At 72.2% G+C, this 25,678-nt stretch carries 20 protein-coding genes and 1 pseudogene; 9 read left to right on the top strand and 12 right to left on the bottom strand.

Going from position 1 to position 25,678, the window contains the following annotated elements:
- Positions 1–7: 7 nt before the first annotated feature.
- Positions 8–1,615, bottom strand: coding sequence for an esterase-like activity of phytase family protein (locus tag AB0L00_RS26245; RefSeq protein WP_364439227.1), 1,608 nt, complete (start codon positions 1,613–1,615; stop codon positions 8–10).
- 131 nt (positions 1,616–1,746) lie between these two features.
- The gene (locus AB0L00_RS26250; protein WP_364439230.1) at positions 1,747–2,085 is read right to left on the bottom strand and encodes a hypothetical protein; all 339 of its coding nucleotides are present in this window, start codon (positions 2,083–2,085) and stop codon (positions 1,747–1,749) included.
- 244 nt (positions 2,086–2,329) lie between these two features.
- Between AB0L00_RS26250 and AB0L00_RS26255 the strand changes: the two genes are divergently transcribed.
- The gene (locus AB0L00_RS26255) at positions 2,330–3,061 is read left to right on the top strand and encodes an alpha/beta hydrolase (RefSeq protein WP_364439232.1); all 732 of its coding nucleotides are present in this window, start codon (positions 2,330–2,332) and stop codon (positions 3,059–3,061) included.
- 616 nt (positions 3,062–3,677) lie between these two features.
- Here AB0L00_RS26255 and AB0L00_RS26260 read toward each other — a convergent pair.
- A complete protein-coding gene (locus tag AB0L00_RS26260; protein WP_364439235.1) occupies positions 3,678–4,589 on the bottom strand; it encodes a LysR family transcriptional regulator in 912 nt (303 codons plus the stop codon).
- A 72-nt stretch (positions 4,590–4,661) separates the two neighbouring features.
- On the opposite strand from AB0L00_RS26260, the gene AB0L00_RS26265 reads away from it, so the two are divergent.
- Positions 4,662–5,549, top strand: a complete 888-nt coding sequence (locus tag AB0L00_RS26265; RefSeq protein ID WP_364439238.1) for a PhzF family phenazine biosynthesis isomerase — start codon at positions 4,662–4,664, stop codon at positions 5,547–5,549.
- Between the two features lie 89 nt (positions 5,550–5,638).
- Here the strand turns inward: AB0L00_RS26265 and AB0L00_RS26270 are convergent, their stop codons facing one another.
- The 6 genes and pseudogenes from AB0L00_RS26270 to AB0L00_RS26295 all read right to left on the bottom strand — a co-directional run bounded on the left by AB0L00_RS26270 (position 5,639) and on the right by AB0L00_RS26295 (position 11,679).
- Positions 5,639–6,160 (bottom strand): polymorphic toxin type 44 domain-containing protein, encoded by a 522-nt coding sequence (locus tag AB0L00_RS26270; RefSeq protein WP_364439241.1) that lies wholly within the window; start codon positions 6,158–6,160, stop codon positions 5,639–5,641.
- Between the two features lie 103 nt (positions 6,161–6,263).
- Positions 6,264–7,262, bottom strand: coding sequence for a M56 family metallopeptidase (locus AB0L00_RS26275; RefSeq protein WP_364439244.1), 999 nt, complete (start codon positions 7,260–7,262; stop codon positions 6,264–6,266).
- Between the two features lie 104 nt (positions 7,263–7,366).
- Positions 7,367–8,563, bottom strand: a pseudogene (locus AB0L00_RS26280) (RNA-guided endonuclease TnpB family protein).
- A gap of 174 nt (positions 8,564–8,737) precedes the next feature.
- Positions 8,738–9,613, bottom strand: a complete 876-nt coding sequence (locus AB0L00_RS26285) for a TIGR03619 family F420-dependent LLM class oxidoreductase (protein ID WP_364439247.1) — start codon at positions 9,611–9,613, stop codon at positions 8,738–8,740.
- A 6-nt stretch (positions 9,614–9,619) separates the two neighbouring features.
- Entirely contained in the window at positions 9,620–10,870 is a 1,251-nt protein-coding gene (locus AB0L00_RS26290) for an LLM class flavin-dependent oxidoreductase (protein ID WP_364439250.1), read from the bottom strand.
- The gene (locus AB0L00_RS26295; RefSeq protein ID WP_364439253.1) at positions 10,867–11,679 is read right to left on the bottom strand and encodes an alpha/beta hydrolase; all 813 of its coding nucleotides are present in this window, start codon (positions 11,677–11,679) and stop codon (positions 10,867–10,869) included. The genes AB0L00_RS26290 and AB0L00_RS26295 overlap by 4 nt, the downstream gene beginning before the upstream one ends.
- A 103-nt stretch (positions 11,680–11,782) precedes the next feature.
- Between AB0L00_RS26295 and AB0L00_RS26300 the strand changes: the two genes are divergently transcribed.
- Both AB0L00_RS26300 and AB0L00_RS26305 read left to right on the top strand, forming a co-directional pair.
- Positions 11,783–12,655: an LLM class F420-dependent oxidoreductase gene (locus AB0L00_RS26300; protein ID WP_364439256.1), complete on the top strand. Its 873-nt coding sequence runs from the start codon at positions 11,783–11,785 to the stop codon at positions 12,653–12,655.
- Between the two features lie 69 nt (positions 12,656–12,724).
- The gene (locus tag AB0L00_RS26305) at positions 12,725–16,081 is read left to right on the top strand and encodes an NACHT domain-containing protein (RefSeq protein WP_364439259.1); all 3,357 of its coding nucleotides are present in this window, start codon (positions 12,725–12,727) and stop codon (positions 16,079–16,081) included.
- On the opposite strand, the gene AB0L00_RS26310 is transcribed toward AB0L00_RS26305, so the two are convergent.
- A complete protein-coding gene (locus AB0L00_RS26310; protein ID WP_364439262.1) occupies positions 16,082–17,197 on the bottom strand; it encodes an alcohol dehydrogenase catalytic domain-containing protein in 1,116 nt (371 codons plus the stop codon). It abuts the gene before it with no gap.
- 230 nt (positions 17,198–17,427) lie between these two features.
- Between AB0L00_RS26310 and AB0L00_RS26315 the strand changes: the two genes are divergently transcribed.
- Complete coding sequence (locus AB0L00_RS26315) at positions 17,428–18,069, top strand: PaaI family thioesterase (RefSeq protein WP_345361586.1); 642 nt, start codon at positions 17,428–17,430, stop codon at positions 18,067–18,069.
- A gap of 8 nt (positions 18,070–18,077) precedes the next feature.
- On the opposite strand, the gene AB0L00_RS26320 is transcribed toward AB0L00_RS26315, so the two are convergent.
- Both AB0L00_RS26320 and AB0L00_RS26325 read right to left on the bottom strand, forming a co-directional pair.
- Entirely contained in the window at positions 18,078–18,692 is a 615-nt protein-coding gene (locus AB0L00_RS26320) for a hypothetical protein (protein WP_364439266.1), read from the bottom strand.
- Positions 18,693–18,739: 47 nt separating this feature from the next.
- Entirely contained in the window at positions 18,740–19,510 is a 771-nt protein-coding gene (locus tag AB0L00_RS26325) for an SDR family oxidoreductase (RefSeq protein WP_364439269.1), read from the bottom strand.
- A gap of 258 nt (positions 19,511–19,768) precedes the next feature.
- On the opposite strand from AB0L00_RS26325, the gene AB0L00_RS26330 reads away from it, so the two are divergent.
- From AB0L00_RS26330 to AB0L00_RS26345, 4 genes are all read left to right on the top strand, one after another.
- A complete protein-coding gene (locus AB0L00_RS26330) occupies positions 19,769–20,902 on the top strand; it encodes a hypothetical protein (protein ID WP_364439272.1) in 1,134 nt (377 codons plus the stop codon).
- 123 nt (positions 20,903–21,025) lie between these two features.
- Positions 21,026–23,089, top strand: a complete 2,064-nt coding sequence (locus tag AB0L00_RS26335; protein ID WP_364439275.1) for a hydantoinase/oxoprolinase family protein — start codon at positions 21,026–21,028, stop codon at positions 23,087–23,089.
- Positions 23,082–24,686 carry a hydantoinase B/oxoprolinase family protein gene (locus AB0L00_RS26340; RefSeq protein WP_364439278.1) on the top strand — a complete coding sequence of 535 codons (1,605 nt, stop codon included), beginning with the start codon at positions 23,082–23,084 and terminating at the stop codon, positions 24,684–24,686. Before AB0L00_RS26335 ends, AB0L00_RS26340 begins: the two co-directional genes overlap by 8 nt.
- Entirely contained in the window at positions 24,683–25,516 is an 834-nt protein-coding gene (locus AB0L00_RS26345; protein ID WP_364439281.1) for a TIGR03619 family F420-dependent LLM class oxidoreductase, read from the top strand. Before AB0L00_RS26340 ends, AB0L00_RS26345 begins: the two co-directional genes overlap by 4 nt.
- Positions 25,517–25,678: the final 162 nt, after the last annotated feature.

Consider the following 25,678-nt stretch of genomic DNA (forward strand, 5'->3'; position numbering starts at 1 on the left):
CGCGGCCTCAGCCGGTCACCGTGATCCGCACTGTGGCGCCGGAGGTGGCCGCCGGCAGCCTCGTGGTGTCGATCGCCAGGTACTCCCCGTCGTCCTGCCGGCCGTTCGGCAGCGTCTTGGCGTGCAGCGCGAACGGCGGCGCGTCGTTGGTGATCCCGTCGACGCCGAAGTCGCTGTCGTTGCTGATCACGAGGGTGCGTCCGCCGTCGGTCGTGGCGACCCCTTCGACCTTGTCGTGCCCGAAGAAGCCGCCCGCCGGGTCCAGGCCGGTCAGCAGCCCGCCCAGGTCGAGGCCGAGGCTCTTGTGGACCGGCGTGACGCCGACGGCGGCCAGCTTCGCCTGCGCGGTCGCGGTGTCGCCCGAACCGACGTACGCGTCGATCGTCCTGGCGTCCTTGCCGACGAGCAACCCGCCCTTGCTCGCGTCGTAGCGGGCGCCGGGCACCGACGCCCGCGGCCCGACGTCCGTCGCGCCGTCCAGGTCGATCTTGAAGAGTCGCTTGTACGCGCCCGGCTCGGTGTTCCCGTCCCGCTCGTCCACGAGGAACGTCGTGTTCGACAGCGCGGTGATCTCACTGACCGCCCCACTGTTGGTCTTGGGGTCGTCGAGCAGGTAGACGTAATCGTGGGTGGCCCGGGTGCGCAGGTCGTACGTCACGATCCGCAGCGCCGTGACGTCCTTCGCCTTGGCCGTCAGGTCGGGCTGCTGCAGCGCCGACTGCATGATCCCCACCAGGGTCCCGCCGTCGGGCGTGACCGTGAGTCCCTCCATGCCCTTGTTCGGCACCCGGTTCGCGAGCTCCCGGGGCAGCGAACCGTCGAAGGGCGACAGCCGCTCGACGGTGCGGCCGTTCCGGTCGAACCGCGTGATGAACGGGCCGTACTCGTCCGACACCCAGAAGGAGCCGTCGCGCATCGCCACCAGGCCCTCGGAGTCGTACCCGCTCGCGCTCGGCGCCAGGGTGTTCCCGTTCAGGTCGGTGAGGGTCTCCCCGGTCGCCGCCTGCGGGTTCACGCGCCCGGAGTACGGCGTGCCATCGGCGGCCCGCAGCGGGATCGTTCGCTCGAGCACGGCCCGGCCGTCCTTGAGACGGAACCGTCCGATGGACGGCGTGAATCCGGGCAGCGGCAGGATCTTCGTGCCGTTCGGACCGTCGACGTTCGGCCCGCGGTCGGTGAGGCCGTAGAACTCGTCCCGGTGACCTGGCACGGGCGCGAGCGCCGACCCGTAGGATCCGCCGGTGATCTTCACACCGCCGATCGTGGCGAGCGGCGGCAGGTGGGTGGCGTACAGCCGGACCGCGTCGCTGACGGTGTAGCCGAAGGAGTCGGTCCCGGTGAACCCGGCGGCCGGGGTGTACCGGAAGGACCCGTCGGGGTTCAGGCTCAACGACCCGTGCGCGGGGGAGGTGTGCGAGACCAGCGTGACGGTCCGCCCGCGATCGTTCCGCAGGACGCCGGGTCCGTGCACGGTGAGAGTCCCCCCGGCCCGTACCCGGTAGGCGTCGTCCCGCGCCTGCAGGGCGGGGGACACGCCGGCGGCGGCGATCCCCGCGCCGGAAAGGGACAGGGCGAGCGTTCCGGCGGCGGTGGCCGCGACGGCACGACGGTTCATCCGAACGTCTCCTCGTGGATGGCACGCGATCCGACACCCGGATTCTGCTGATGACGAGTGGCCGCCCCGCGTCCTTCAGACGACGCGCGGGTTAACCGCCGCCGGTGAGTGCCCCGCGCCCCGGGGAGGCGTCACATGCCGTAGTCCACCAGGAGGTTCAGCCAGATCTCGCTCGTGGTCGGGAAGGTCGGGACGGCGTGCCACAGCCGGTCGAGAGGAACCTCGGCGGTCACCGTGATGGTCGCCCCGTGGAGGAGGTCGACGATGGCCGGGCCGACGAAGGTGGCGCCGAGCAGCACCCGCCGGTCCTCGTCGACGACCAGTTTCGCCCGGCCGGTGTAGCCCGGACTCTGCAGCCGGGCGCCGACCACCGCTCCGATGTCGGACTCCACGGTGCGTACCGGGAGGCCGGCGGCGCGCGCCCGGGACTCGGTCGACCCGGCAACCGGGGCGGCGGTGGTGGCGCTCATCCGAGACTTCTGCACGCGACAGAGCCCAGAGCCGCCGGCAACGCCGTGGATCGCCGCTGCTCGCGGCACCGAATCCTCGGCGCGCCCCGTCAGACGACGTGTGCCATGTGATACGTTCTGCGGCGCTGTGCACCACTGCGAACTGAGGAGGTGAGACCGATCAACGCTGTGACAGGTCGGGCCTCCCTCCCATGCATGGCCTAGGGAGCGCCCGCAGAAGGCATCCCGAAAGGCTTGAAACGCTTTGCGCTTCATCTCTCAGACGTCGTTGGACGGCGTCACCGAACGACTGTTCACCCTCGGCGAGATCCCCGGTGTGCTGTGGACGCCGGAAGACGCCGTCGGAGCTCGCCCCCTGATCCTGATGGGACACGGCGGCGGGCAGCACAAGAAGGCCGCCGGCATCGTGGCCCGCGCGCACCGCTTCGTCACCGAGGGTGATTTCGCGGTGGTCGCACTCGACGCGCCCAACCACGGCGACAGGCCGAAGACCGAGGAGTTCGCCCGGATCGCGGCCGAGTTGCGGGCCGGCATGGTCGCGGGGGAGGACGTCGCCTCGCGGCTCGCCACCATGCACGAGTTCCTGGCCGACCAGGCCGTCCCGGAGTGGCAGGCGGTCCTGACCGCGGTTCAGGAACTCGACCTCGTCGGCGCCGGCCCGGTGGGCTACTTGGGCATGTCGATGGGCTGCGGCCTCGGTGTCCCCTTCGTCGCCGCGGAACCCCGGGTCCGCGCGGCGGTGCTGGGCCTACTCGGCCTGGACGGGCTGGCCGAGGCCGCCGCCCAGGTCACCGCCCCGGTGCAGTTCCTGCTCCAGTGGGACGACGATCGAGTGCCGCGGGATCAGGGCCTGGCGCTGTTCGACGCTCTGGCGTCGTCGGACAAGACGCTGCATGCCAACCCCGGCAAGCACGGAGAGGTCCCCGAGTTCGAGACCGATAGCGCGCTGCGCTTCTTCACCCGGCACTTCGGCTAGGACCGCCGCCTCGTAGTGCGCGACGCGCCGGTCGGGCCTTGCTCCCGGCCGGCACGTTCGCGCCAGGCCGTTCCGCGTGGCCGAGCGCTGCAGGCGCGGGAGATCGATGACGACAAGGATGCTCGTCTGCTGTCGGCCCGCACCGAGAGGGGCGAAGCTGGGCGGGCTGCGGGCTGCGGGGTGCGGGGGCGATGGCGTGGGTGTGGGCGATGGCGGGGGCTCGGCGAGGACGTGGGCTGCTAGAGCGTGCAGGACGCTCGGGGAATGCGGCGCAGGCCGACTCGCGAGGGAGGCGTTTTTGGGCAATCGGGGTGGCGGTGGTCGTGTTATCCGAGACCTCTGCACGTGGCGGCCTCGGAGACGTTATCAACGCCCCGGATTTCCGCTGCTCACGGCACCGAAATCCGGGGCGCTATCCCGGCAGGGATCTCAAACCGTACGCGGCCGCCACGACGGCGACCTCGACACAGTCGCCGTCGTTGGAAAAGCCGACCGTGCTCCTCCGGCGTTGCTTCCCGGACACCGTGCGGTGGCCGGTCCCCACCCTCGGCGCTGGTGGCGATGCTCCCCATGCGAAGCGGATGGAGTCTCGTCGAGGCGGCGGACCCGGAAGAACTCACCGGCACGGTCGTCGGGACGCGGAGGTGGCGGGGATGGTCTCGGTCAGCAGGGTCTGGACGGCCTGGATCGCCGGGGAGGCCCAGCGGGAGCGGGGGCGGAGTAGCCAGAGTCGCTGTTCGGCGAGGTCGGGAGGCCGCAGCCGCACGAGACGGCCGTCGGCGAGTTCTTCGGCGACGGTGACGGTCGGCAGCAGGGCGAGGCCGAGACCGGCCGCGACACAGCGCTTCACCGTCTCGACGCCGCCGAACCGGGGCTGGGCCACCGGGTTTCCGGCGGCGGACATCAGGGCGGCGAGGTCGTCACTGTACGCGCAGCCCTCCTCCAGCAGGAGGACGCCCGTCGCCGCGAGTTCCGCGGGGGTGATCGGGCGGTCGCGGGGGAGGTCGCAGGCGGTGGACCCCACCAGGGACAGCTCGACCCGGCCCAGGTCGGCCACGTCGGCCTGGGGCGGGTCGACCGTCGGTTCCAGGAGGAGGGCGAGGTCGGCGCGGCGTTCCGTGATCGCCGTCAGCGCGGTACGGGTGTCGGCGGGGAAGAGCGAGAGGCGGACCTCCGGCAGCCGCTCCCGGAACGTGGCGAGGAGCGGTGCCAGGTGGTAGGCGCACACCGACTCCGGGGCGCAGAGCCGTACGGGACCGGTGGGCCGGGCGGCGTCGGCGGCCAGCTCGGCGAGCATGCGGTCCTCGAGGTCGAGGATCTGCTGGGCGCGTTCGGCGAGCAGCGTGCCCGCCTGGGTGGGGGAGACGCCACCGGGGTGCCGGTCGAGCAGCGGGGTGCGGGTCAGGCGTTCGAGCGCCTGGATGTGCGTGGTGACCGTCGACTGGACGAATCCGAGCTCGGCGGCGGCCGCCGTGATCCCGCCGGCGCGTACGACCGCGAGGAAGCTGCGGAGCAGGCGCGTGTCCATCGGAGTTCTCGATCCTCCTGATCGATCTTTATCGTTGGACGCGATGGTACCCGGGCTCGCAGAATTGTGGCCATGACGAACACCGCATCGCAGACCCAGACTCAGACGGCCCCGGCGGCCGTCCTTCGGTACACCGCCTTCGACGTGAACGGGGCGGGCGGCAATCCGGCCGGTGTCGTGCTCGACGCCCGTGGGATGGACGAGGCGCGGATGCAGCAGATCGCCGCCGAGGTGGGCTACTCGGAGACCGCGTTCCTGATCGAGGAGGCGGCGGATGAGCGCCGCTACCGGATCCGGTACTTCAGCCCGCTGGCCGAGGTGGCGTTCTGCGGCCACGCGACGATCGCCACGGCCGTCGCGCTGGCCGAGCGCGAGGGGGCCGGCGACGTCGTGTTCCGTACGTCCGCCGGAGAGGTGGCGGTCGGGACCCGCGAGGAGGACGGCCGGATCATGGCCACCCTGACCAGCGTCCCGCCCGCCGTTCGCGCGGCGGACGACGCCGACCTCGCCGCGGCGCTGACCGCTCTCCGCTGGGACGTGGCCGAGCTGGACCCGGCCCTTCCGCCGCGGATCGCGAACGCGGGCAACGACCACCTGGTTCTCGCCGCCGGTTCCCGCGAGCGGCTCGCCGATCTGGACTACGACTTCGAAGCGCTGGGCGACCTGATGGCCCGCCGGGGGTGGACGACCGTTCAGCTCGTGTGGCGGGAGAGCGAGACGGTCTTCCACGCGCGCGACCCGTTCCCGCCGGGCGGGGTCGTCGAGGACCCGGCCACCGGCGCTGCGGCCGCGGCCTTCGGCGCGTACCTGCGCGACTTGGACCTCGTCGTGCCGCCGGCCCGGGTGACGATCCACCAGGGCGAGGACATGGGTCGGCCGAGTCGTCTGGTCGTGGACGTGCCGTCCGGGGCGGACACCGGGATTCGAGTGAGCGGTACGGCGGCTCCGATCGGCGGCTGAGATCCGCGCCGCTCGTCGGAGGCCTGTCCAGGCGCGCGCCGCCGACACGGTGGCGCGCGCCTGGTGAGGCTCCGTCGACGAGCGGGGAATCAGCAGGCCGGTACGGCCAGTCCGCCCTTGACGAGGCTCAGCGCACCGGCCTTGACGTATCCGGCGTGCCCGTGGATGCGGACGCGGTACCAACCCGCGTCGGAACCGGTTCCGTCGGCGCAGTAGACGAGGCCTTTGTCACCCACGTCGAAGGGTCCGATGGCCGTAAGCGCGGTGGGGCCGAGTGGCGAGGGGTTGGACACGACCGTGCCGTCGGCCGTGGCGATGACGTACGGGAGGGTCTGGCCGGCGGTCGGCCGCGGTCTGACGTGGAAGCCGTCGGCGACCCAGGCGTCGGTCCGGTCGGTCGCCGCCCGGGTCACCGCCTGGGCGAGGTCATCTCGGGTGAGCCGGTCGGGCTTCGCCTTCTTGTAGAGGCCGATGCCGACCTGGACCGAGAGGTTGTCCGCCGGGTCGTTGTTGTCGATCTTCTGCTGCGTGTCCTGGACGGTGGTCTCGTCGAAGCCCGCGGCCATGCCCACGTAGCCGTAGTGGATGTTGGACCAGACGTCGTAGTTCACGCGGACGTCGGTGCAATCCGGATCGGCCTCCCCGAGACGGCCTTCGGCGCGCGAGCCGTCTCCGGAGTTGAGGCGTCAGGTCGGCGGGACCGAAACCGGAAGGTCAGGCAGCCTGGCCCGGACAGATCGGTGTGCAGAGGACGTGACCGGCGGCGGATGAGGAGCCGCAGCAGGCCACCGCGGTGGTGAGCACCGGTCCGGCAGCCGCGAGCGGAGCGGTGAGGACCGCCGCCGCGACGGCGAACCCCAGCAGGGTGCGGACGGGGCCGAGCGGCCGGGTGCCGGCGATGAGGCGGCGCGCGCGGGCGCCCGTCGCCGAACCGCCTGCGGCCAGTACGGGCACCGGCGTCCCGGCCGGGACCGTGCCGGACAGCGTGAGCAGGCTCTCGGCGACGGTGAGACGGCCGGAGCGCTTCGCGGCGGCGTCGTCGGCGGCCAGTTCGACCAGGAAGGCGAGCTGCTCCCGCGCGGTGGTGAAGGGCGGAAGCGGGCCGAACGCCCGGACGAGGGCCTGGCTCGCGGTCAGCGCGAGGTGGTGGCGTTGGCGCAGGTGGGCCCGCTCGTGCGCGAGGACGGCGGTCAGCTGCGCGTCGTCGAGGGCCGCCAGCGCGCCGCTGGTGACGACGATCCGGCCCCGCCGGCCGGGGACGCAGTACGCGGCCGCCGTCGCGTGGTCGACGACGGTCACGCCGAGCCGGGTGTCGTCGCGGCCCACCAGGGCCAGTGCGTCGAGCCGCAGCCCTCGCTCGCGGGCGGCGGTACGGAACTCGGCGATCAGGCACCACGTGACGCGGGCCGTCACGGCGAGGGCGACGACGGCGCCGGTCGCGGCCAGGACGCCCATCTCGGAGAAGGTGCCGGGGGCGCACGGCCAGTGCACGGGCCCGTAGCACCGGCCCGGGGCGACTCCGGCCCTCGTCGCGGCCGTGGTCGCGTTCAGCCCGGCCAGGATCAGCGAGCCGACGACGGAGGCGGACATGCCCGACCAGGCGGCGATGGCGAGGCGGGGAGCGCGCGACGGCCACCCGGCGCGCCGGAGCGCGGCCGTGCCGGCGGTCGCCAGCAGCAGGGCGTGCCCCAGGAGGAGCAGCGTGACGATCATCGCGGCCGCCGGTCGGCGTCCTTGGCGGCGTCGAGCGCGCGGCGGGCGGCGGCCGGCTCCATCCTCTCCTTGACTTTCCTCCCCCTCGTGAACGAGTGGGATTCCTACGGCTTGCGCCGCAGGTTTTCCTGCTTCAGTGTCGACGGCCTGGGCGGAATACTCCGCCCAGGTCTTACACCGGCTCCACAGGCCGACACCGCCAGCCCGGCGGCCAGAATGTTCTTAGCTGCGTTCACGTCCCGGTCGTGGGTCGTGCCGCAGTGACACGTCTAGGTGCGGACGTTGAGGGGCATCTTCTCCTGCACGGTTCCGCAGGCCGAGCACAGTTTGGAGGAGGGAAACCAGCGGTCGACCGGGATCACTTTACGGCCGTACCAGGCGGCCTTGTACTCCAGCATGCTCCGGAATTGCGCCCAGGCGGCATCGGAGATGGCGCGGGCGAGTTTGTGGTTCTTTACCATGGTGCGGACGGTAAGGTCCTCGATCACGATCGTTTGGTTTTCACGAACGAGCCGAGTGGTGAGCTTGTGCAGGAAATCCTGGCGTCGGTCGGCGATGCGGGCGTGGATGCGGGCGACCTTCCTGCGGGCCTTGACCCGGTTTGCGCCGTTCCCCTTGGCCTTGCGGGACAGTTCCCGCTGAGCCTTGGCGAGCCTGGCGCGGTCTCTGCGCTCGTGCCGGGGGTTGGCGATCTTCTCCCCGGTCGACAGGGTCAACAGGTGATCCAGTCCGGCATCCACCCCGACCGTCGTGGTGGTGCCGGGCAGTGGCTTGACGCCGGGATCTTCGCACAGCAGGGACACGAACCAGCGGCCCGCCGAATCGCGGGAGATGGTCACCGTGGAAGGCGCCGCCCCCTCGGGCAGGGGCCGCGACCAGACGATGTCCAGCGGTTCGCTCATCTTGGCCAGGGTCAGTTTTCCATTGCGGAAGCGGAACGCGCTGGCGGTGTACTCCGCCGACGCCCGGGACCTCTTCTTCGACTTGAAACGCGGATACTTCGCCCGCTTAGCGAAGAAGTTCGCGAACGCTGTTTGCAGGTGCCGCAGCGCCTGCTGAAGTGGAACGGAGGACACCTCGTTCAGATAGGCCAGTTCCTCGGTCTTCTTCCAGGCGGTCAGCATCGCCGAGATGGCGTTGTAGGTGATCCGCTCCTGCCTGAGCGCCCAGGAATCGGTGCGGGCCCCAAGCGCCAGGTTGTAGACCTTCCGGACGCATCCGAACGTGCGCGACAGCTCGGCTGCCTGCGCATCGGTCGGATAGAAGCGGTACTTAAAAGCACGCTTCACGCCAGTGGTCATAACCAGCAAAGTATCATGTCAATGTCTCGCAAGTGCTGGGGACGCCGAATCGCCGCGGCAGGGATTCGGCTATCCCTGCCCTGCTGCACAGATGTCCGATTCCTCCCCGCCCTGAAGCGTCGGGTCCCCTCGGGCGGACTCTGATGCAATGAATGAGGGCGCACGGCCGGGCGCTCACACCCGGGCGATGACCTCCTCGGCGAAGCGCTCCATGGTCGCGATCTTGAGGGCCAGGCCGGAGCAGCGCCGCTTCTCCTCCTCCGTGGCGAGCCACCAGGGGGCGGCCATCGTCCCGTCGACGCCCCGCTCCCGCCACTTCCGGTACAGCGACGGGCTCGGCATCGCCCCGATCGGCGCGATGACCCGCAGGTCGTCGAGCTTGCGACCGTGGTCGGCGAGGTGCGCGGACAGGCGTTCGAGCAGTTCGGCCAGCCGGTCCTCCGAATAGATCCGGTTGCCGATCCACCCGTCGGCGAACCGGGCCGTACGGCGCAGCGCCGCGTCGCTGTCCCCGCCGACGTACACCGGGATCGGATCGGAGGGGGCCGGCGCGATGCTCAGCGGTCCGAAGTCGTACCGGTCGCCGTGGTGCTCGACCGGTCCGCCGCGCCAGAGCGCACGCAGGGCCGGCAGCATCTCGTCGAGCCGACGGCCGCGCGTGTGGAAGTCCTGGCCGGTCTGCCGGAACTCGTCCGCGCACCAGCCGACGCCGACGCCGAACCGAACGCGGTTCCCGGACAGCACCGCCGCGGTCGACGCGGCCTTCGCCACGGTGAACAGGTCGCGGGCCGGGGCGATGTAGACGTTCGTGGCGAAGTTCAGCCGGGAGGTGACCGCGGCCATCGCACCGATGGTCACCCAGGCGTCCGGCCAGTGCGTCGTCGCGTCGTACGGCGGCTCGCCCGTCCTGGAGTACGGGTAGCGGGACTCATAGCGGGCGTGGAACAGGTGGTCCGAGACGGTCAGGGTGTCGTACCCCAGCCGATCGGCCGCCTGCGCCAGCCCGACGAACTCCGCGGTCTCGTGAAATCCGCCCAGCCAGAATTCCACGGCCGATCAGTCCGCGAACTCGGGGATGACCTTGGTGGCGAACAGCTCCAGGTTCCGCTTGACGGTGTCGAGCGGCAGCACGCCCTGCTGGCCCTGCATGTAGAGGCCGAACCACTCCAGGTCGGGCATCCGGTCGAGCATCCGCTGGATGCCGCGCTTGACGTCGTCCGGCCCGCCGAGCAGCGCCATCTCGACCTCGTTCATGCGCTTGAAATCGCCCTTCTCCGGGCTGATGGGGACGTGCTTGTCGTCCTCCTTCTTGCGCATGACCTCGAGGTACCCGAACGGCCCGAAGAACGCGGCGAAGTCCTTGGGCATGTTACGCCCGTACGTCTCGATGGCGTCCTCGCGCGTGTCCGCCATGCCGACGATCTTGAGGATGCCGGTGTGCTCACCGAGCTTGTAGTCCCGGCCGCACTTGGCCGACTCCTCCTGGTAGAGCCGGGCCTTGGCGGCGTGGTCGTCGGGGTTCGGCGTGAACAGCCACGGCAGGATGCCCTCCTGGGCCGCCCGGATCACGGACCGGTCGCTGATCGTGAACGGCTGCCACAGCTCCGGATAGGGGTTCTGGTACGGCCGCGGGCACACGGCCACCGAGCGGATCACACCGTCGTCGTCGATCTCACCCGGCGCGCCGAACGTCTTCGTCCACTCGGTGGCCGGCCACCCCTCGATGCCGTCGTACGGGAACGGCACCTGGTAGTCGAGGACGTCGCTCTTGTACTTCAGCGTGTCCTGCGTCCACGCCATCTTCATGATCTTCAGGACTTCGCCGAAGACGTCGAAGTTGCGGTTGTCGGACGCCGAACCGTCGGACCGCGCGGCCGCGGCGTGCCAGCGCTGGCCGAGCACGTTCATCCAGCGGTTCTGATAGCCGCGGGCGACGCCGAGGCGCAGCCTTCCCTTGGAGAACTGGTCGAGCAGCGCGACGTCCTCGGCGGCGCGGATCGGGTCCCACGCCGGCAGGACCAGGCCGAGCGGGGCCAGCAGGATCCGCTCGGTGCGGGCCGCCAGGTCGGTGAGGAACATCAGCGGGTTGACCGAGAACTCCATGCCCTCGGAGTGGAAGTGGTGCTCGGTCATCATGAGGGCGTCGAAGCCGACCCGGTCCGCGTGCACCGCGATCTCGCGGACCTCGTGCAGCAGTCTCTGGTACGACTCGGTGTCCCGCCCGATGGGCCGCTTCGCCTTGGCGTTCGCCTCGGCGCTGTAGCCCGACCCCGGAATCTGCGGATTGAGGAAGATGGCGAACTTCACTGCGTTACCCCTTTGATCCATCGGTTCATGACGAGCAGGAATTCCCTGGGGCGCTCCTCATGAAGGCGGTGGCCCGAGCCGGGCCAGGTCACGGTCGTCGAGGCGGGATGCGTGGACAGGGACTCGTCCCAGGCGGACAGGGCCGGGTCGAAACGGAAGGTGAGCACCGGGCACTCGCGGCGCTTGAGGTAGTCGTCGCAGGCCGGCCGGCTGCCGATCTGGTCCTCGCCGGTGAACAGCCCGGCGAACGCCTCGGCCAGCACGTGCGGCGGCATGGCGAGCAGCCGCCGGGCGTGCCACACCTTGATCATTGGCGGGGTGACCGGCGTGTAGCACCACGCGTCGATCCGCAGCGCGGCGCCGGCGTCCGCCCGCAGCGCCCGTACCTGCGCCGGAGCGGCCGCCGAGATCTCGGGGGGATGGCCGTAGCCCGGATCCACGCAGACGAGCGCCTTCACCCGATCGGGGTGCTCGACCGCGAGGATGCTGACGATCTGGCCGCCCATCGAGTGACCGACCCCGATGACCTGCGGGACGTCCAGATGGTCCAGCAGCCGTACGAGATCGGCGGCCATGGCGCGCGGGTGGAACCCGCTCGGCGGGACCGAGGAGTTGCCGTGGCCGCGCACGTCGACGGCGATGACGCGGTGACGCGCCGCCAGGTCCGGCAGGTGCCAGGCCCATTCCTGGGAGTCCGAACCCCAGCCGTGCACGAGGAGGAGCGGCAGGTCGCCGGCTCCGTCGTCGGTGTAGAAGAGCCGAACGTCGCCTCCCGGCCGGCCCGGGTCCGCGAGGTCCGCGAACGGCATGGCGCGCCCCTTTCCGTCGTGCCCGGCTGCACCGAACAAGCGCACGCTACATCAATCTATAATTACCGAGCAATCGCTTGGTTGAACAACCTTCGGAGGGACGATGAGGCTTGGCGTCACGATGTTCGCCACCGACCGGGCGATGGCCGTCCCGGAGCTCGCCGTCGAGGCCGAGCGGCGCGGGTTCGCCTCCCTCTACCTGCCCGAGCACACGCACATCCCGGTGAGCCGCGCCACCCCGCCGCCGACCGGCGACCCGGTCCTGCCGGAGGAGTACGCGCGGACGCTCGATCCGCTGGTCGCCCTGGCCGCCGCCGCGTCGGTCACCGAACGGATCGTCCTGGGCACCGGCGTCTCGCTCATCGCCGAACGCGAACCGATCGTCACCGCCAAGGCCGTCGCGACCCTCGACCACCTCAGCGGCGGACGGGTCGCCCTGGGCGTCGGCTTCGGCTGGAACCGCGAGGAGGCCGCCGACCACGGGGTGCGGTGGGAGACCCGCCGTGACCGCGCCCGCGAACACGTCCTCGCCATGCGCGCCCTGTGGGAGCGTGAGGAGGCGTCGTACGAGGGGGACTTCGTGCGCCTCACCCCGTCGTGGGCGTGGCCCAAACCGGCGCGGCGGATCCCGGTCCTGCTCGGCGGCGCGGCGGGCCCGACGCTCTTCCGGCACATCGCGGAGTACGGCGACGGCTGGCTGCCCATCGGCGGCGCGGGCGTCCGCGAGGCGCTGCCCGCCCTGCGCGACGCCTGCGCCCGCGCCGGCCGCGACCCGGTCCCGATCATCCCCTTCGGCACCGACCCGACCCCCGGCAAGCTCGACTACTACGCCTCCCTCGGCATCGAGGAGGTCGTCCTCCGCCTCCCGTCCGGCCCGAGAGAGGTCGTCCTCCCGGCCCTCGACGCCTACGCCGCCACCTACCGCCCGACCCACCCCGATCCGCGCTCCGCCGCATCGTGGTCTCGGGAGCCTTGAGCGGCGAAGGGGCGTCTAAGGCGGAGTACTCCGCGATAATGCGCTTCGGGCTGTCTTGGGAGGCTTCGCATGGCACTGGAGGCCGTGGCCGTCGCCATCGGTAAGGCGCTGGGTCACCACCTGGCCCAGACCTGGCTGACCGGGTGGTCCGCCGAGCGCGAGCGGACGCGAGATCTCGTCGACCTGATGCGGACCAGGTTCCCGGATCGGATCGTGCGCCGCCGGTTCGAGCGCCAGATCGACGACATCGCCGACCAGGTCGCCGAGCGGCTGCTCACACTGTGCGGGCACGAGTACGGCGGGCTGCGCGAGAACGACAAGGCCGCCGCGCTGGCCGAGGTCGCCCAGACCTTCGCCGACGCCGACCTGTCGGACCGGGCGCTGCTGGCGACCGACCTGGACGCGACGCGCCTCGCCGCGCACGTACGGGCGGGGCTGCCGCGTCGCGCGCTCGACGGGCAGCTCGGGGAGGCCGGAGCGCGGCTGTACGACGTGGTGCTGGACGAGTGCTGCGACTGCTTCGCGCGCATCGTCCAGCAGTTGCCGCAGTTCGGGCCCAGAGCGTCCACCGAGACGCTGGCGCGGCTGACGGCCGTCGCGGACCAGGTGTCGCTGCTGCTCGCGCGGCTTCCGGTCCGCACGCTCGACGCGCCGGAGGGGACGGCCACCGACGAGGCCTTCCGGCGGCGTTACCTCGAACACGTCAGCACGACCCTGGACGTCCTGGAGCTGTTCGGCGTCCGGGTCGAGCGGTACCGGCCCCGTACGACGCTGAGCGTGGCCTACATCAGCCTCAGCGTGTCCACGGACGAGGACCCCGCCGAGCACGGCCGGTCCCGGCGGTCCGCCGCCCGCCCGCTGCCGATCGACGAGTGGCGCGGGGACGAGCCGCAGGCCGCGGAGGCGACGCTGCGGGTCGAGACCGCGCTCGGGCGGGCGCCGCTGACGCTGATCCGCGGGGAGGCGGGTTCGGGCAAGAGCACGCTGCTGCGCTGGCTGGCGATCTCAGCCGCGCGAGGCACCTTCACCGGGGACCTGGCGGACTGGAACGGGTGCGTGCCCTTCCTGATCAAGCTGCGCAGCCACACCGGCGGGACACTGCCGACGCCCGAGCGCTTCCTCGAAGGCGTCGCCGACCCGATCACCGGGCTGATGCCGGCCGGCTGGGTGCACCGGGTGCTCGGCAGCGGCCGGGCGCTGCTGATGATCGACGGGGTCGACGAGCTGCCGGGCGCGCGCCGCCGGGCACTACGGCCGTGGCTCAGCGGGCTGCTCGCCGCGTACCCGGGGCTGCGGGCCGTCGTCACCTCCCGGCCCGCGGCGGCGAGCGCCGACTGGCTGGCGGGGGAGGGGTTCGCCACCGCCCTGCTGGAGCGGATGACCCCGGCGGACGTCAGGGAGCTGATCCGGCACTGGCATGAGGCCGTGCGCGACGCGGGGGACCTGCCCTGCGCTCCTGAACAGCTGCCCGGCTTCGAGGCCGCGCTGCTGGCACGGCTGGAGTCGGCGCCGCACCTGCGGTCCCTCGCCGGCAGCCCGCTGCTCGCCGCCATGCTGTGCGCGCTCAACCTCGACCGGGAGAAGCAACTGCCGCGCGACCGGATGGGCCTGTACGCGGCGGCGCTGGAGCTGCTGCTCGAACGCCGCGACGTCGAGCGGCAGATCGCGCTCGACGACGCCATCGTCCTCGAACGCGCCCAGAAGATGCTGATCCTGCAGGACCTGGCCTGGCGGCTGTCGATCACCGGGCGGACCGAACTGCCCAAGGACGCGGTGATCCGCTGGATCGGCACGCGACTGGCGACGATGCCGAGCGCGCCCACCGACGGCGCAGCGGTGCTGGAGCACCTGCTGGAGCGCAGCGGCGTGCTGCGCGAGCCCGTGCCCGGGCGGATCGACTTCGTCCACCGCACCGTGCAGGAGTACCTGACGGCCAAGCAGTTCGCCGACGACGGCGACCTCGAACCCCTGCTGACCCAGGCCCACAAGGACCAGTGGCGCGAGACGATCATCATGGCCGCGGGCCACGCCAACGCCCCCCAACGCGCCGAACTGCTCGGCGGCCTGTTCCGCCGAATCGACGGCGAACCGCGCCACGCCCGGCGCCTCAAACTGCTCGTCGCCGGCTGCCTGGAGACCCTTCCCGCCATCCCGGCCGAGCTGCGACAGGCCATCGACGCCTGCCTCGACGACCTCGTTCCGCCACGCGACCTGGCCTCGGCGCGTTCCCTGTCGAGCGTCGGCGAGACGATCCTCGACCGCCTGCCCAAGAGCCTGGACGCCCTGACGCCCGCCGCTGCGCGCGCCGTCGTCCGCACCGCCTGGCTGGTGAACGGACCGCACGCCCTCGACCTGCTCGCCGGCTACGGCGCCGACTCCCGCTTCCTGGTCCAGGAGGAGCTGATCAAGGGCTGGGAGTACTTCGACCCGGATGACTACGCCCGGCGCGTACTGGCCGACGCCCCGCTGGCCGACCGCTGGGTGACCGTCCCGCCGCGGCTCCTGACCGCGGCTCGGCACGTCCGGCAGCTGAGATCGCTGAACTCCGCCGGCGAAGGGCTGGCCGACCTCTCGTTCCTCCACGACCTCGATCAACCGATCAGCGAGCTCATCCTCGGCCAGATGGAGTCGGGTGATCTGAGCCCGCTCACAGCCCACGCCGACAGCCTCACCTGGGTCAACATCTCGACCTCGGCCGTCGTGCGCGACATGGCGCCGCTGCGCCGGCTGTCGAACCTGCGAAGTCTTCGGCTTTCGTCGTCCGGCCTGCGGGACCTGGAATTCGTTCGCGACCTCCCGGCGCTGGACGCGATCGGGCTCGTCCACCTCGAGGAGGTCACCGACTTCTCTCCGCTGCATGCGCAGATCTCGCTCAGAGACCTCACGCTCGAAGAATGCCCGGCGTTGACCGATCTGGACGCGCTTCCTCCGCTGGAGGGCCTCCGTAGCCTGCGCCTCATCGGCTCATCTCTCGAGTCAGGGCTGGAGGATCTGGTGCGGCGGGCGGCGAACTTGCAGTTCCTGCACGTCAACCACTCGTCCTGGGTGACCGACCTGCGTCCCCTCGCCGGGCTTGATCTCGAGGAACTCGGTATCTGGGGCTGTCGTGGCGTCACCGACTTCGCGCCGATCACCGCGTTTCGCCGCCTGTACTTCCTTGACCTCGAGGACACGGGCATCGACGACCTCGGCCCGCTGGCCGGACTGACGGAGTTGCAGACGCTCTGGCTCCGTCACTGCAGTGATGTCACCGATCTCAGCCCGCTCGGCGGCCTGCGCAAGCTGCGGCGGCTATTCCTGAAGGGCGTCGCGCCGGGGATCGACCTGGCGCCGCTCGTCGGACTGCGCGGGCTCACCGTCTACCTCGAGCCTGGTCAGGACGTGCGGAACGGGCACCTGCTGGGGCGTCGGCTGCAGGCGGGCTGATCAGTCGAAGACGATGACGGAGCGGGCGACGGCGCCGGAGCGTACGTGGTCGATCGCGTCGTTGATCTTGTCGAGGGGGACGCGTTCGCTGACGAGGCGCTCCAGGTCGAGGCGGCCGCGGCGGTGCAGGTCGGCCAGGAGGGGGAGGTCGCGGCGTGGCACGGCGTCGCCGCCCTGGGTGCCCAGCAGACGCCGGGAGGCGAACAGCGTCTGCGGGGGGATCGACAGCGGCCGGCCGGCGGGCGGGCTGCCGACCATCACGGTGGTGCCGCCCGGCTGCGTCGCCGCGAACGCCTGAGCGAGCACGTCGACGTTGCCGGTGACGTCGAAGGCGTAGTCGGTGCCGCCGCGTACGATCTCGCCGACCTGGGCGGGCAGGTCCTCGGCGAGGATCGTGTGCGTCGCGCCGAACCCCTCGGCGAGTGCGAGTTTGGCGGGCACGACGTCGGCCGCGATGATCGTCGTGGCGCCCGCGAGGACCGCGCCCTGGACGACGTTCAGGCCGACGCCGCCGCAGCCGACGACGAGCACGCTCGCCCCCGTCTCGACGCGGGCGGTGTTCAGGACGGCGCCGACCCCGGTGACGACGGCGCACGCGGTCAGGGCGAGCAGGTCGAGCGGCGCCTCGGCGCGTACCTTGACGCAGGCGGCCTCGCCGACCACCGCGTACTCCGCGAACGACCCGATGCCGATCATGGGCCGGGCGGGGACGCCGTCGACCGTCAGGCGGGTGGTGCCGTCGCCCATCAGGCCCATGATCGCGTTGAGTCGTGCGGGGCCGGAGCACAGGTGCACGCGGCCGCGCGAGCAGTTGCGGCAGCGCCCGCACGGGCCGTTCATCGCGATGACCACGTGGTCGCCCGGCCGTACGCTCGTGACGCCCGGACCCACCTCGGCCACCACGCCCGCGCTCTCGTGACCGAGCACCAGCGGCGGCTGCCGCGCGACCGGGCTGTGCCCGTCGAGCGCCTTGATGTCGGAGCCGCACACCCCGGACGCGGCGATCCGTACGAGGACCTCACCGCTCTGCGGCGGCTGGACGCGTATCTCGGTCAGCTCCATCGGAACGCCGAACTCCCGGACCACCGCCGCGCGGGCCACCCGTTCTCCAGCCATGGAGGGGACGGTAACACCAAGCATTTGCTTGGTCGAGTGACCGCCGAGGATCGTCGGTCTAGAATCCAGTTCGGCAGCGAGGCGGGGAGGCCGGGTGAGTGAGCGGAGCGAGCGAGCCATGAGCGCAGCACCTTTGGTCACTTCTCCGACGAAGGAGGCCGCGTGAGTGAGCGGAGCGAGCGAGTCATGAGCACAGCACCTTTGGTCACTTCTCCGACGAAGGAGGTCCCGTGACCGGAGCGTGGACGGCCATGCAGCGGGTGTTCGAAGAGCGTGACCGGCAGGATTTCGATGAGGTCCGGATTGCCGGCCTCGCCGAATTGGCCGCGCGCGTACGGGAGCTGTCGGAACTGGTCGTCCTGACCCGCGCCGACCAGAGCGAGGTCGCCGTCGTCGCCCGTGAGGTCGAGCTGCTGACCCGGCGGCTCGCCGAGGCCGGCCGGGGCATCCCGCCGGGCGCCCAGGTGGGCGAGGGCGGGATCGTCCGCCAGCTCGGCAGCCCGGTCACCGGCGCGCTGAACCCCCTCGCCCCGCCGATCGAGATCAGCGTCTCGCCCGACGGGACCGCACGCAGCGAGTTCACCCTCGGCGTGCTGTACGAGGGGCCGCCGGGCTTCGTCCACGGCGGTGTGTCGGCGATGGTCCTCGACCACCTGTCCGGCGTCGCGGCGTCCGCCAACGGCACGCCCGGCATGACCGCGGGACTGGACCTGCGCTACCGGCGGCCGACGCCGCTCGGCGTTCCCCTGTCCGCCGAGGCGAAGGCGGTCCGCGTGGAAGGCCGCAAGACGTTCGTCGAGAGCCGCATCCTGGGACCGGACGGGCGGGTTACCGCGGAGGCGACCGCCGTCTTCGTCATGCCGACCCGCTGAACGGGTGCTCAGCGTGGCGGGCTGAACGACGGCCCGCCGCCCGGCCGGCCGGGCTCGGTGTAGGCCTCCAGCTCGGCCGCCATGCCCGAGAGCTCGAGACCCTGCCGGCCGAGGTTGCGGCTCAGCGCGTCCATGATGGTCAGGGTGACGTGCAGGAAGACGTCCGGGGCGAGCCGGCGGACGTCGTCGGCGTACACCCGGTGGGACTCCGGGTTCCCGGTGAGGGCGGCGAACACGCCGGTGCGGACCCGCTGGCTCATCGACCGCCAGACCTGCTCCTGCTCGGGGGTGGCGCCCTTGCGCCAGGGGCCGTCGTAGTCGAGTGTCCGGATCAGGTCTCCGGCGGGTTCGCCCGCGCGCAGGTCCCACAGCACCGCCCAGAAGGCGATCAGCCAGTTCATGCCGGTGAGGACCCGCAGCGGGTCGGTGTCCAGCGCGCCGAACAGCTCCGCCTGCGGCCCGGCGCTCTCCCGGAACGCGAGGGCCTCGAGCCGGACGATGTCGTCCATGGCCAGCAGGTCGGAAGGGGGGCGGCGCAGCACGGTGGAGCGTCCGGACACGAGATCGCGCAACTCGACCACGTCGGCCTCGGACAGGCGCGACCATGTGTACGACCCCGGCACGATCACCATCGTAAGACGCGGCCACGACGGTATGGGTTTCCTCGACCTCACGTGAACAGCTGACCCCCGTTGACATCGATGGTCGCGCCGGTGATCGCCCTGGCCCCGTCGCCGGCCAAGAACATCACCGCACGGGCGACGTCCTCCTCGGTTGCGATCCGCCGGAGCGCCATGCGGTCGACGTCGTGGTCGTACACGGCCTGGAACGTCGTGCCCTCGTCCCGCGCGCGCGTCTCCATCCACGTCGTGAGCGCGTCGCTGGCGATCCAGCCCGGCGCGACGCAGTTCACCCGGACGCCCAGCGGGCCGAGCTCGTCGGCGAGGCAGTGGGACAGCAGGTGGACGCCCGCCTTGCCGGTGGCGTAGTCGCTCCGGCCGGCATAGCCGGTGCGGCTCGACAGGGAGGTCACGTTGACGATGGATCCGCCGCCGCCCTCGACCATGTACGGGGCGAGGTAACGGCACGCGAGGAGGGTGCCGTACGTCGCCGTCTCCACCGCCGAGCGCCAGAGCTCGAGGTAGTCGGGGTCCATGTCGAGGACGTTCTTGCGATGGGTGCCGGGGAACGCCGCGTTGACGAGCACGTCGATCCGGCCGAACCGGTCGACGGTCGTGCGGGCCAGCGCCTGCACCTGGTCGGGGTCCCGCACGTCGGCGGGCACCGCGAGCGCTCCGGCGGCGGCCGCGGTCTCCTCCAGGGCGGCCCGCGAGCGCGCGGACACCACGACCCGCGCGCCCTCTTCGACCATCAGCCCGGCGAGCGTGCGGCCCAGGCCCGGGCCGGCCCCGGTGATGACAGCGACCTTTCCGGACAGCACTGGACCTCCCGAAGGTAGCGCGACGCCGCATCGTACCAAGCGGACGCTAGCTCAGTGTCACTCCGACGAATCAACCGGAGAAGCGGAATTGCGGTAAATGTCTGCCCGGGAAACATGCGAACGCGCCTTCCGGGATTTCTGTCGACCCCGTGTTACCGTCGGCCCTGGGAAAGAATAGATCTTCGCCTACGGTATTTATCGCGCAATGCTGCGTTCCAAGGGAATGGTGCACCAATGCGTAATCCTCGGATGAGCGCCGTGGTTCCATCTCCTCTGGCGACGGTGACGGCCTCGGCCGCCATCGGGTCCCTGTGCGTCCTCGTCGCCGCGGCCGTCTCGTCCCTCGCCCCCGCCACCGCGTCTCCGGACCGCGGCGGCGTCACCGCGTCCGCGGCCGGCCGGGACCCGTGGCCGGCCGCCGGCGCGCCCGACGGTGCCGGGCCGAGACGGCGCGAACCCCGCCGGACCGTGAGGGCCCCCATGGCCGATCCCGGGCCGCGTCCGCGGCCCACCCCCGCCCCGACCGCGACCGCCACCGTCACCGCGTCTCCCACCGCGACCGCCACTGCGACTGCGACCGTCACCGCCACCGCGTCCCCCAGCGCGACCGCGTCGGCCAGTGCCACCACGTCGGCCAGTGCGAAGTCCGACGGCATCAACGTCTCGATCGGCGCCAGTCCGTCGGCGTCCGCCTCGCGGACGCCGACCGCCTTCCCCCGGCCGCGCCGTACGCCGCTGAAGAACTTCATCGCGGGGTGCGATCCGCGCGTCTACTTCCGCCTCCGATTCCAGAAGCCCGTCGACCTGTTCGTGCCGGACTCCTATTACGTCGACGGCCCCGGCGGTGACATCCAGGTCTGGATCAGGCGGGTCCACCTCGTTCGGCTGCACGTCGAGCTAGAGAAAGAGGTCGACACCGACGTCACCGTGCAGAACTTCCTCGCCCGCGTCAGAAAGGAATTGCGGCCGGAGGTCGAGCAGGAGCATTCCGTGGAGAGCGGGCACCAGTACACCGTCCACGTCACCAAGGGAATGATCGGACATGTGCGGTACCGGGTGTTCGGCCTGAAAGTCGGCTTCGACGAGTGGAAGATCTTCCATAACTGCGGCCGGTTGAGGATCAACACGGGCGTCGCCACGTTCCCCACCATCCGGGAGGGCTGGAAGTTCTGGGAGACGAAGGCCTGGCCGACCGTGGGAGAGGGACGAAAGACGGGGCGAGGAGCGCGAGAAGCGGGGCAGAGGCCTGGCCAGGCCAGGGTCGGGAGGCCCACTCGTGAGATCACGGGGCGCGAGCCCAGGCTGGAGCGCGAGCTGACCGAGGGGCACGGCGGACAGTTGCGCCGGCACGAAGGGGAGTCTCCGAGCAAGACCGCGGGCGAACGGAAGTGACCTCCGCCTGACGGTGGAGGTCCGCCCGAGCCGTACGACCCTGCCGAGCGGGGACCGCCGTTGACAGCGGCCGGACTGCTTTCTACGCTTCACCAAGCGGTCGCTAGGTTGGGTGGAGGTCGCGTGACGGCACTGGCCACGGACATCGGCGGCACCTTCACCGACGTGGTCCTCGTCGCGGACGGCCGGGTGCACGTCGCCAAGACGCTGACGACCCCGGACGATCCGACGGAGGGGCTGCTGCGCGGCGTCCGCCGGGTGCTCGCCGACGCGGGAGTCGCGCCCGCGTCGGTCGACCGGTTCACGCACGCGACGACGCTCGCCACCAACGTCATCCTCGAACGCCGGGGCGCCGCCGTCGCGTTCGTCACGACGCGGGGCTTCCGCTCGATGCTCGCGCTCGGCCGCCAGGCGCGCGTCGAGGAGGAGCGGTACGACCTGGCGTACTCGCCCGGCGAGCCGCCGGTGCCCCTGACCCACACCTTCGAGGTCCCCGAACGCCTCGCCGCCGACGGCACCGTCCTGACCCCGCTGGATGAGGACGCCGCCCGGCGGGTCGCCGAGCGCGTCGCGGACCTCGGCGTCGCCGCCGTGGCGATCTGCCTGCTCCACTCCCATGCCAACGACGCCCACGAGCGACGACTCGCGTCGATCATCGCCGAGCGGCTCCCGGCGGGCACCCCCGTCGTGGCCTCCTCGGCGGTCTGGCCGGAGGTCGGCGAGTACGAACGGGCGACGACCACGCTCATGTCCGCGTACGTCGGTCCGGTCATGGGCGCCTACCTTCGCCGGCTGCGCGATCGCCTGGCCGAGGCCGGCATCACCGCGCCGGTGCACGTGATGGAGTCGGCGGGCGGCGTGCTGCCGGCGGGGCTCGCCGCCTCCCGCGCCGTCTACACGATCGAGTCCGGCCCGGCCGCCGGAGTGGTCGCGGCCGCCCGCGAGGGCGCCCGCCACGGCCTCGCCGACCTCATCTCCTTCGACATGGGCGGCACGACCGCCAAGGCCGGGCTCGTACGGGACGGGCGCCCGGGCGTCACCCATGAGTTCCAGGTCGGCGGCAAGGGGAGCTTCGGCGGGCGGCGGCCGGGCACCGGCGTGCCCATCAAGGTCCCGGCGATCGACCTGGCAGAAGTCGGGTCGGGCGGCGGCTCGATCGCCTGGGTGGAGGCCGGCGCGCTGCGGGTCGGCCCGCGGTCCGCCGGGGCCGCGCCCGGCCCGGCGTGCTACGGGCGGGGCGGCACGCTGCCGACGGTCACCGACGCCGACCTCGTGCTCGGCTACCTCGACCCGGACGGCTTCGGCGACCTCCGCCTGCGGCCCGACCTTGCCGAGGAGGCCCTCGCCCGGCACGTCGCCAAGCCGCTCGGCGTCGACGTCGTCGAGGCGGCCGCGGCGGTCCACGACATCGCCGGCGCCCAGATGGGGACCGCCGTGCACGTCGTCACGGTCCGGCGCGGCATCGACCCGCGCGGCTTCACCCTGGTCGCCCTGGGCGGCGCGGCCCCGACGCACGCCGCCGGGCTGGCGGAGCGGTTCGGGATCCGCCGGGTGCTCGTCCCGGCGCGCTGCGGCGTCGGATCGGCGGCCGGGCTGCTGCACGCCGACCTGGCGATCGAGCGGTCGCGGTCGTTCCTCGCCCCGGCCGCCGCCGCCGACCCGGCGGCGCTGGAGACGGTGCTCGCCGACCTGGAGGCGGCCGGCCGCACCGACCTCGGCCTCGGCGACGCGCGCGGCCGGGTCACGCGTTCGGTCGGCCTCCGGTTCGCCGGGCAGGCGCACGCCTTCACCGTCGAGCTCCGCCCCGGACCGGTCACCCGCGACGTCATCGAGGCCGCGGTGGAGGAGTTCTACGCCCGGTACCGCGAGTCGTACGGCATCGACCTGCGCGACCCCGCGGAGCTGACCGTCGCCCGGGCGCGCGTGTCCCTGCCCGCCGGAGCGGCGGACCCGGGCGGGGCGGACCCACCGCGCCCGGCTCCGGACCGGACCCGGCGGGCGTGGTTCGGCGGGGCGTTCCGCGAGGTGCCGGTGCGCGAGCGGACCGCCTGCGTCCCCGGCGAACGGTTCACCGGCCCGTGCGTCGTCACCGAACCGCAGGCGTCGCTGGTCGTGCCGCCCGGCTGGAGCGGCGTCCTCGACGACCACGGCGCCGTCTCGCTGGAGAGGGAGGACGCGGATGCGTGAGGACCTGACCGCCGAGATCCTCCGCAACGCCCTTCGCGTCGCGGCCGAGGAGGCGAGCATCGTCGTCGTCCGCTCGGCGTACTCCACCTTCATCGTCGAGGGGGCGGACGCGGCGGCGGCGATCCTCGACGCGAGCGGGCGCCTGGTCGCGCACTCGCTGTCCACCGCGCTCGTGCAGTGCGCGAGCCTGCGCAGCGCCCTCCCGTACGTCATCGACGCCTACCCGCTCGCCGGCATGCGCCCGGGCGACGTCTTCTGCTCCAACGACGTCTACCAGGGCGGCGTGCACGCCAACGACCTCCTGGTCTTCCGGCCGGTCTTCGTCGACGGTGGCCCGGCCTACTTCACCGGCACGCTCATCCACGTCGCGGACCTGTCGGGCCTGTCCGCCGGCGGGATGGCCAGCGACGCGGCCGACGTGTTCCTCGAGGGACTGCAACTGCCGCCGGTCCGGATCGCCACCGCCGCCGGGTGGGACGAGGGCCTCACGCGGGTGCTCGCCGCCAACAGCCGCACCCCCGACCGGCTGCTCGGCGACCTGCGGGCGCTGGTCGCCGGAGTCAACGTCGCCGCGCGCCGGGTCGAGGCGCTCGCCGCCGAACAGGATCTCGCGGCCGGGATCGACGGCTATCTCGCCCACACCGAGGCGCGGATGCGCGAGGAACTCGCGCGGCTGCCGAGGGGCGGCTACACGGGGGAGTACGCGGTCGAGGACGGCGACGGCCGGCACTGGGTCCGCGTCGCGGTGACCGTGCACGACGACGGGGTGCTCGTCGACTTCGCGGGCACCGATCCGCAGGTCGCCCGGCCGGTCAACTCGGGGTTCTCCCAGACGCTCGGCGGCGTGATGTACGCGCTGCGCTGCTTCGTCGATCCGGCACTGCCGATGAACGAGGGCTGCTTCGCGCCGGTCGAGGTACGGATGCCCGAGGGGAGCCTCGTCAACTGCACGAAGCCGTACCCGGGCGGCGGCCGGTGGGCCACCGTGGCGGCGGCCGAGGAGGCCGTCTTCGCCGCGCTCACGCGGGCGCTGCCGGGCCGCGGCGCGGCCGCCTCCGGCATCCTGCAGGCCTTCAGCGTCAGCGGCGTCACCCGCCCGTGGCTGCACATGGCGTTCGAACTGGGCGGCATGGGCGCGCGGTACGGCCGCGACGGGCCGGACGCGACCGGTGCGCTGTTCGGCGGCGGCCGCAACATCATCCCGCAGGTCGAGCCCATCGAGGCGCGGCTGCCGGTGCGGATCGAGGAGGTCGCGCTGATCCCCGACTCCGGCGGACGGGGCCGCTGGCGGGGCGGGCTCGGCACGCGCACGGTGATCCGGGTGCTGGAGGACGCGCACGTCGACACGCGCGGCGACCGGTTGAGCCACCCGCCCGCCGGGGCGGAGGGCGGCGCTCCCGGCCGGGCGGGCGGCTACTTCCGCGAACGCGCCGACGGCGCCCGCGAGCCGCTGCCGCCCAAGGCGACGCGCTCTCCGCTGCGCGGGGGCGAGGCGTTCGTGGTCGAGACGTCCGGTGGCGGTGGCTACGGTGACCCGGCCGACCGCGATCCGGACGTCGCGGCGCGGGACCTGCGCGACGGGAGGGTCGCCCCGTGAGATTCGGCGTCCCCCTGGGGCTCGTGCATCCCGGGATCTGGCGGGACCTGACGGTCGAGGCCGACCGCCTCGGCTTCGAGTCGGTGTGGATGCCCGAGCACCTCGTCTTCGCCACCGACCTGTCGACCGCCGCGTACCCCGGGACCGGCCGGCCCGGCATCGTGCCGTCCACCCCGCTGTTCGACGCGCCGGCCCACCTGTGCGCGCTCGCCGCCGTCACCGAACGGATCCGGCTCGGCACGGCGGTGTACCTGTTCGCGCTGCGCCACCCGTTCGTCGCCGCGCGGGCGTTCGCGACGCTCGACCACGTCTCCGGCGGGCGTGCCATCGCGGGCGTGGGCGCGGGCTGGTACGCGGGGGAGTGGCAGGCGGCGGGGATCGACTTCGGGAGCCGGGGCCGGCGCCTGGACGAGGCCATCGACGTGGCCCGCCGCCTGTGGAGCGAGGACGTCGTCGAGCACCACGGCGAGTTCTTCGACTTCGGCGAGGTCGCCTTCGAGCCGAAGCCACGCGGCATCCCGATCCTCGCGGGTGGGGAGTCGCCCGCCGCCCTGCGCCGCGCGGTCGCACGGTGCGACGGCTGGATCGGCATGCCGCACACCCTCGAGTCGGCACGCCCGCAACTGGACCGGCTCCGCCGCCACCTCGGCGACCGCGACCGGCCCTTCGAGATCACCGTGCACGCGTACGAACTGGCCGGGCCGGAGGAGGTCGGCGCGTGGGCCGCGCTGGGCGTGGACCGCATGATCGTACGGCCGTGGACACGCACCGGCGAGGCCCTCGACGCGCTACGGCGCTTCGCCGCCGACTACGGGGTCGCCCGTCGTTGACGCGGCGGCGTCACCACGACTTGGTGCACTTGGTGTTGAGCAACAGAAGGTCGCCGCAGGAATGGATCGAGCCTGACGAGAAAAGGCCAGGGAATGCGCTCGCGCGTCGAGAGGGAGGGCGGGGCGGCCCCGCTGCCACTCGGGGCCCACCCCGCCGCCGTC

It is taken from the genome of Actinoallomurus sp. NPDC052308, assembly GCF_040679195.1.
GTDB classification, from domain to species: domain Bacteria; phylum Actinomycetota; class Actinomycetes; order Streptosporangiales; family Streptosporangiaceae; genus Actinoallomurus; species Actinoallomurus liliacearum.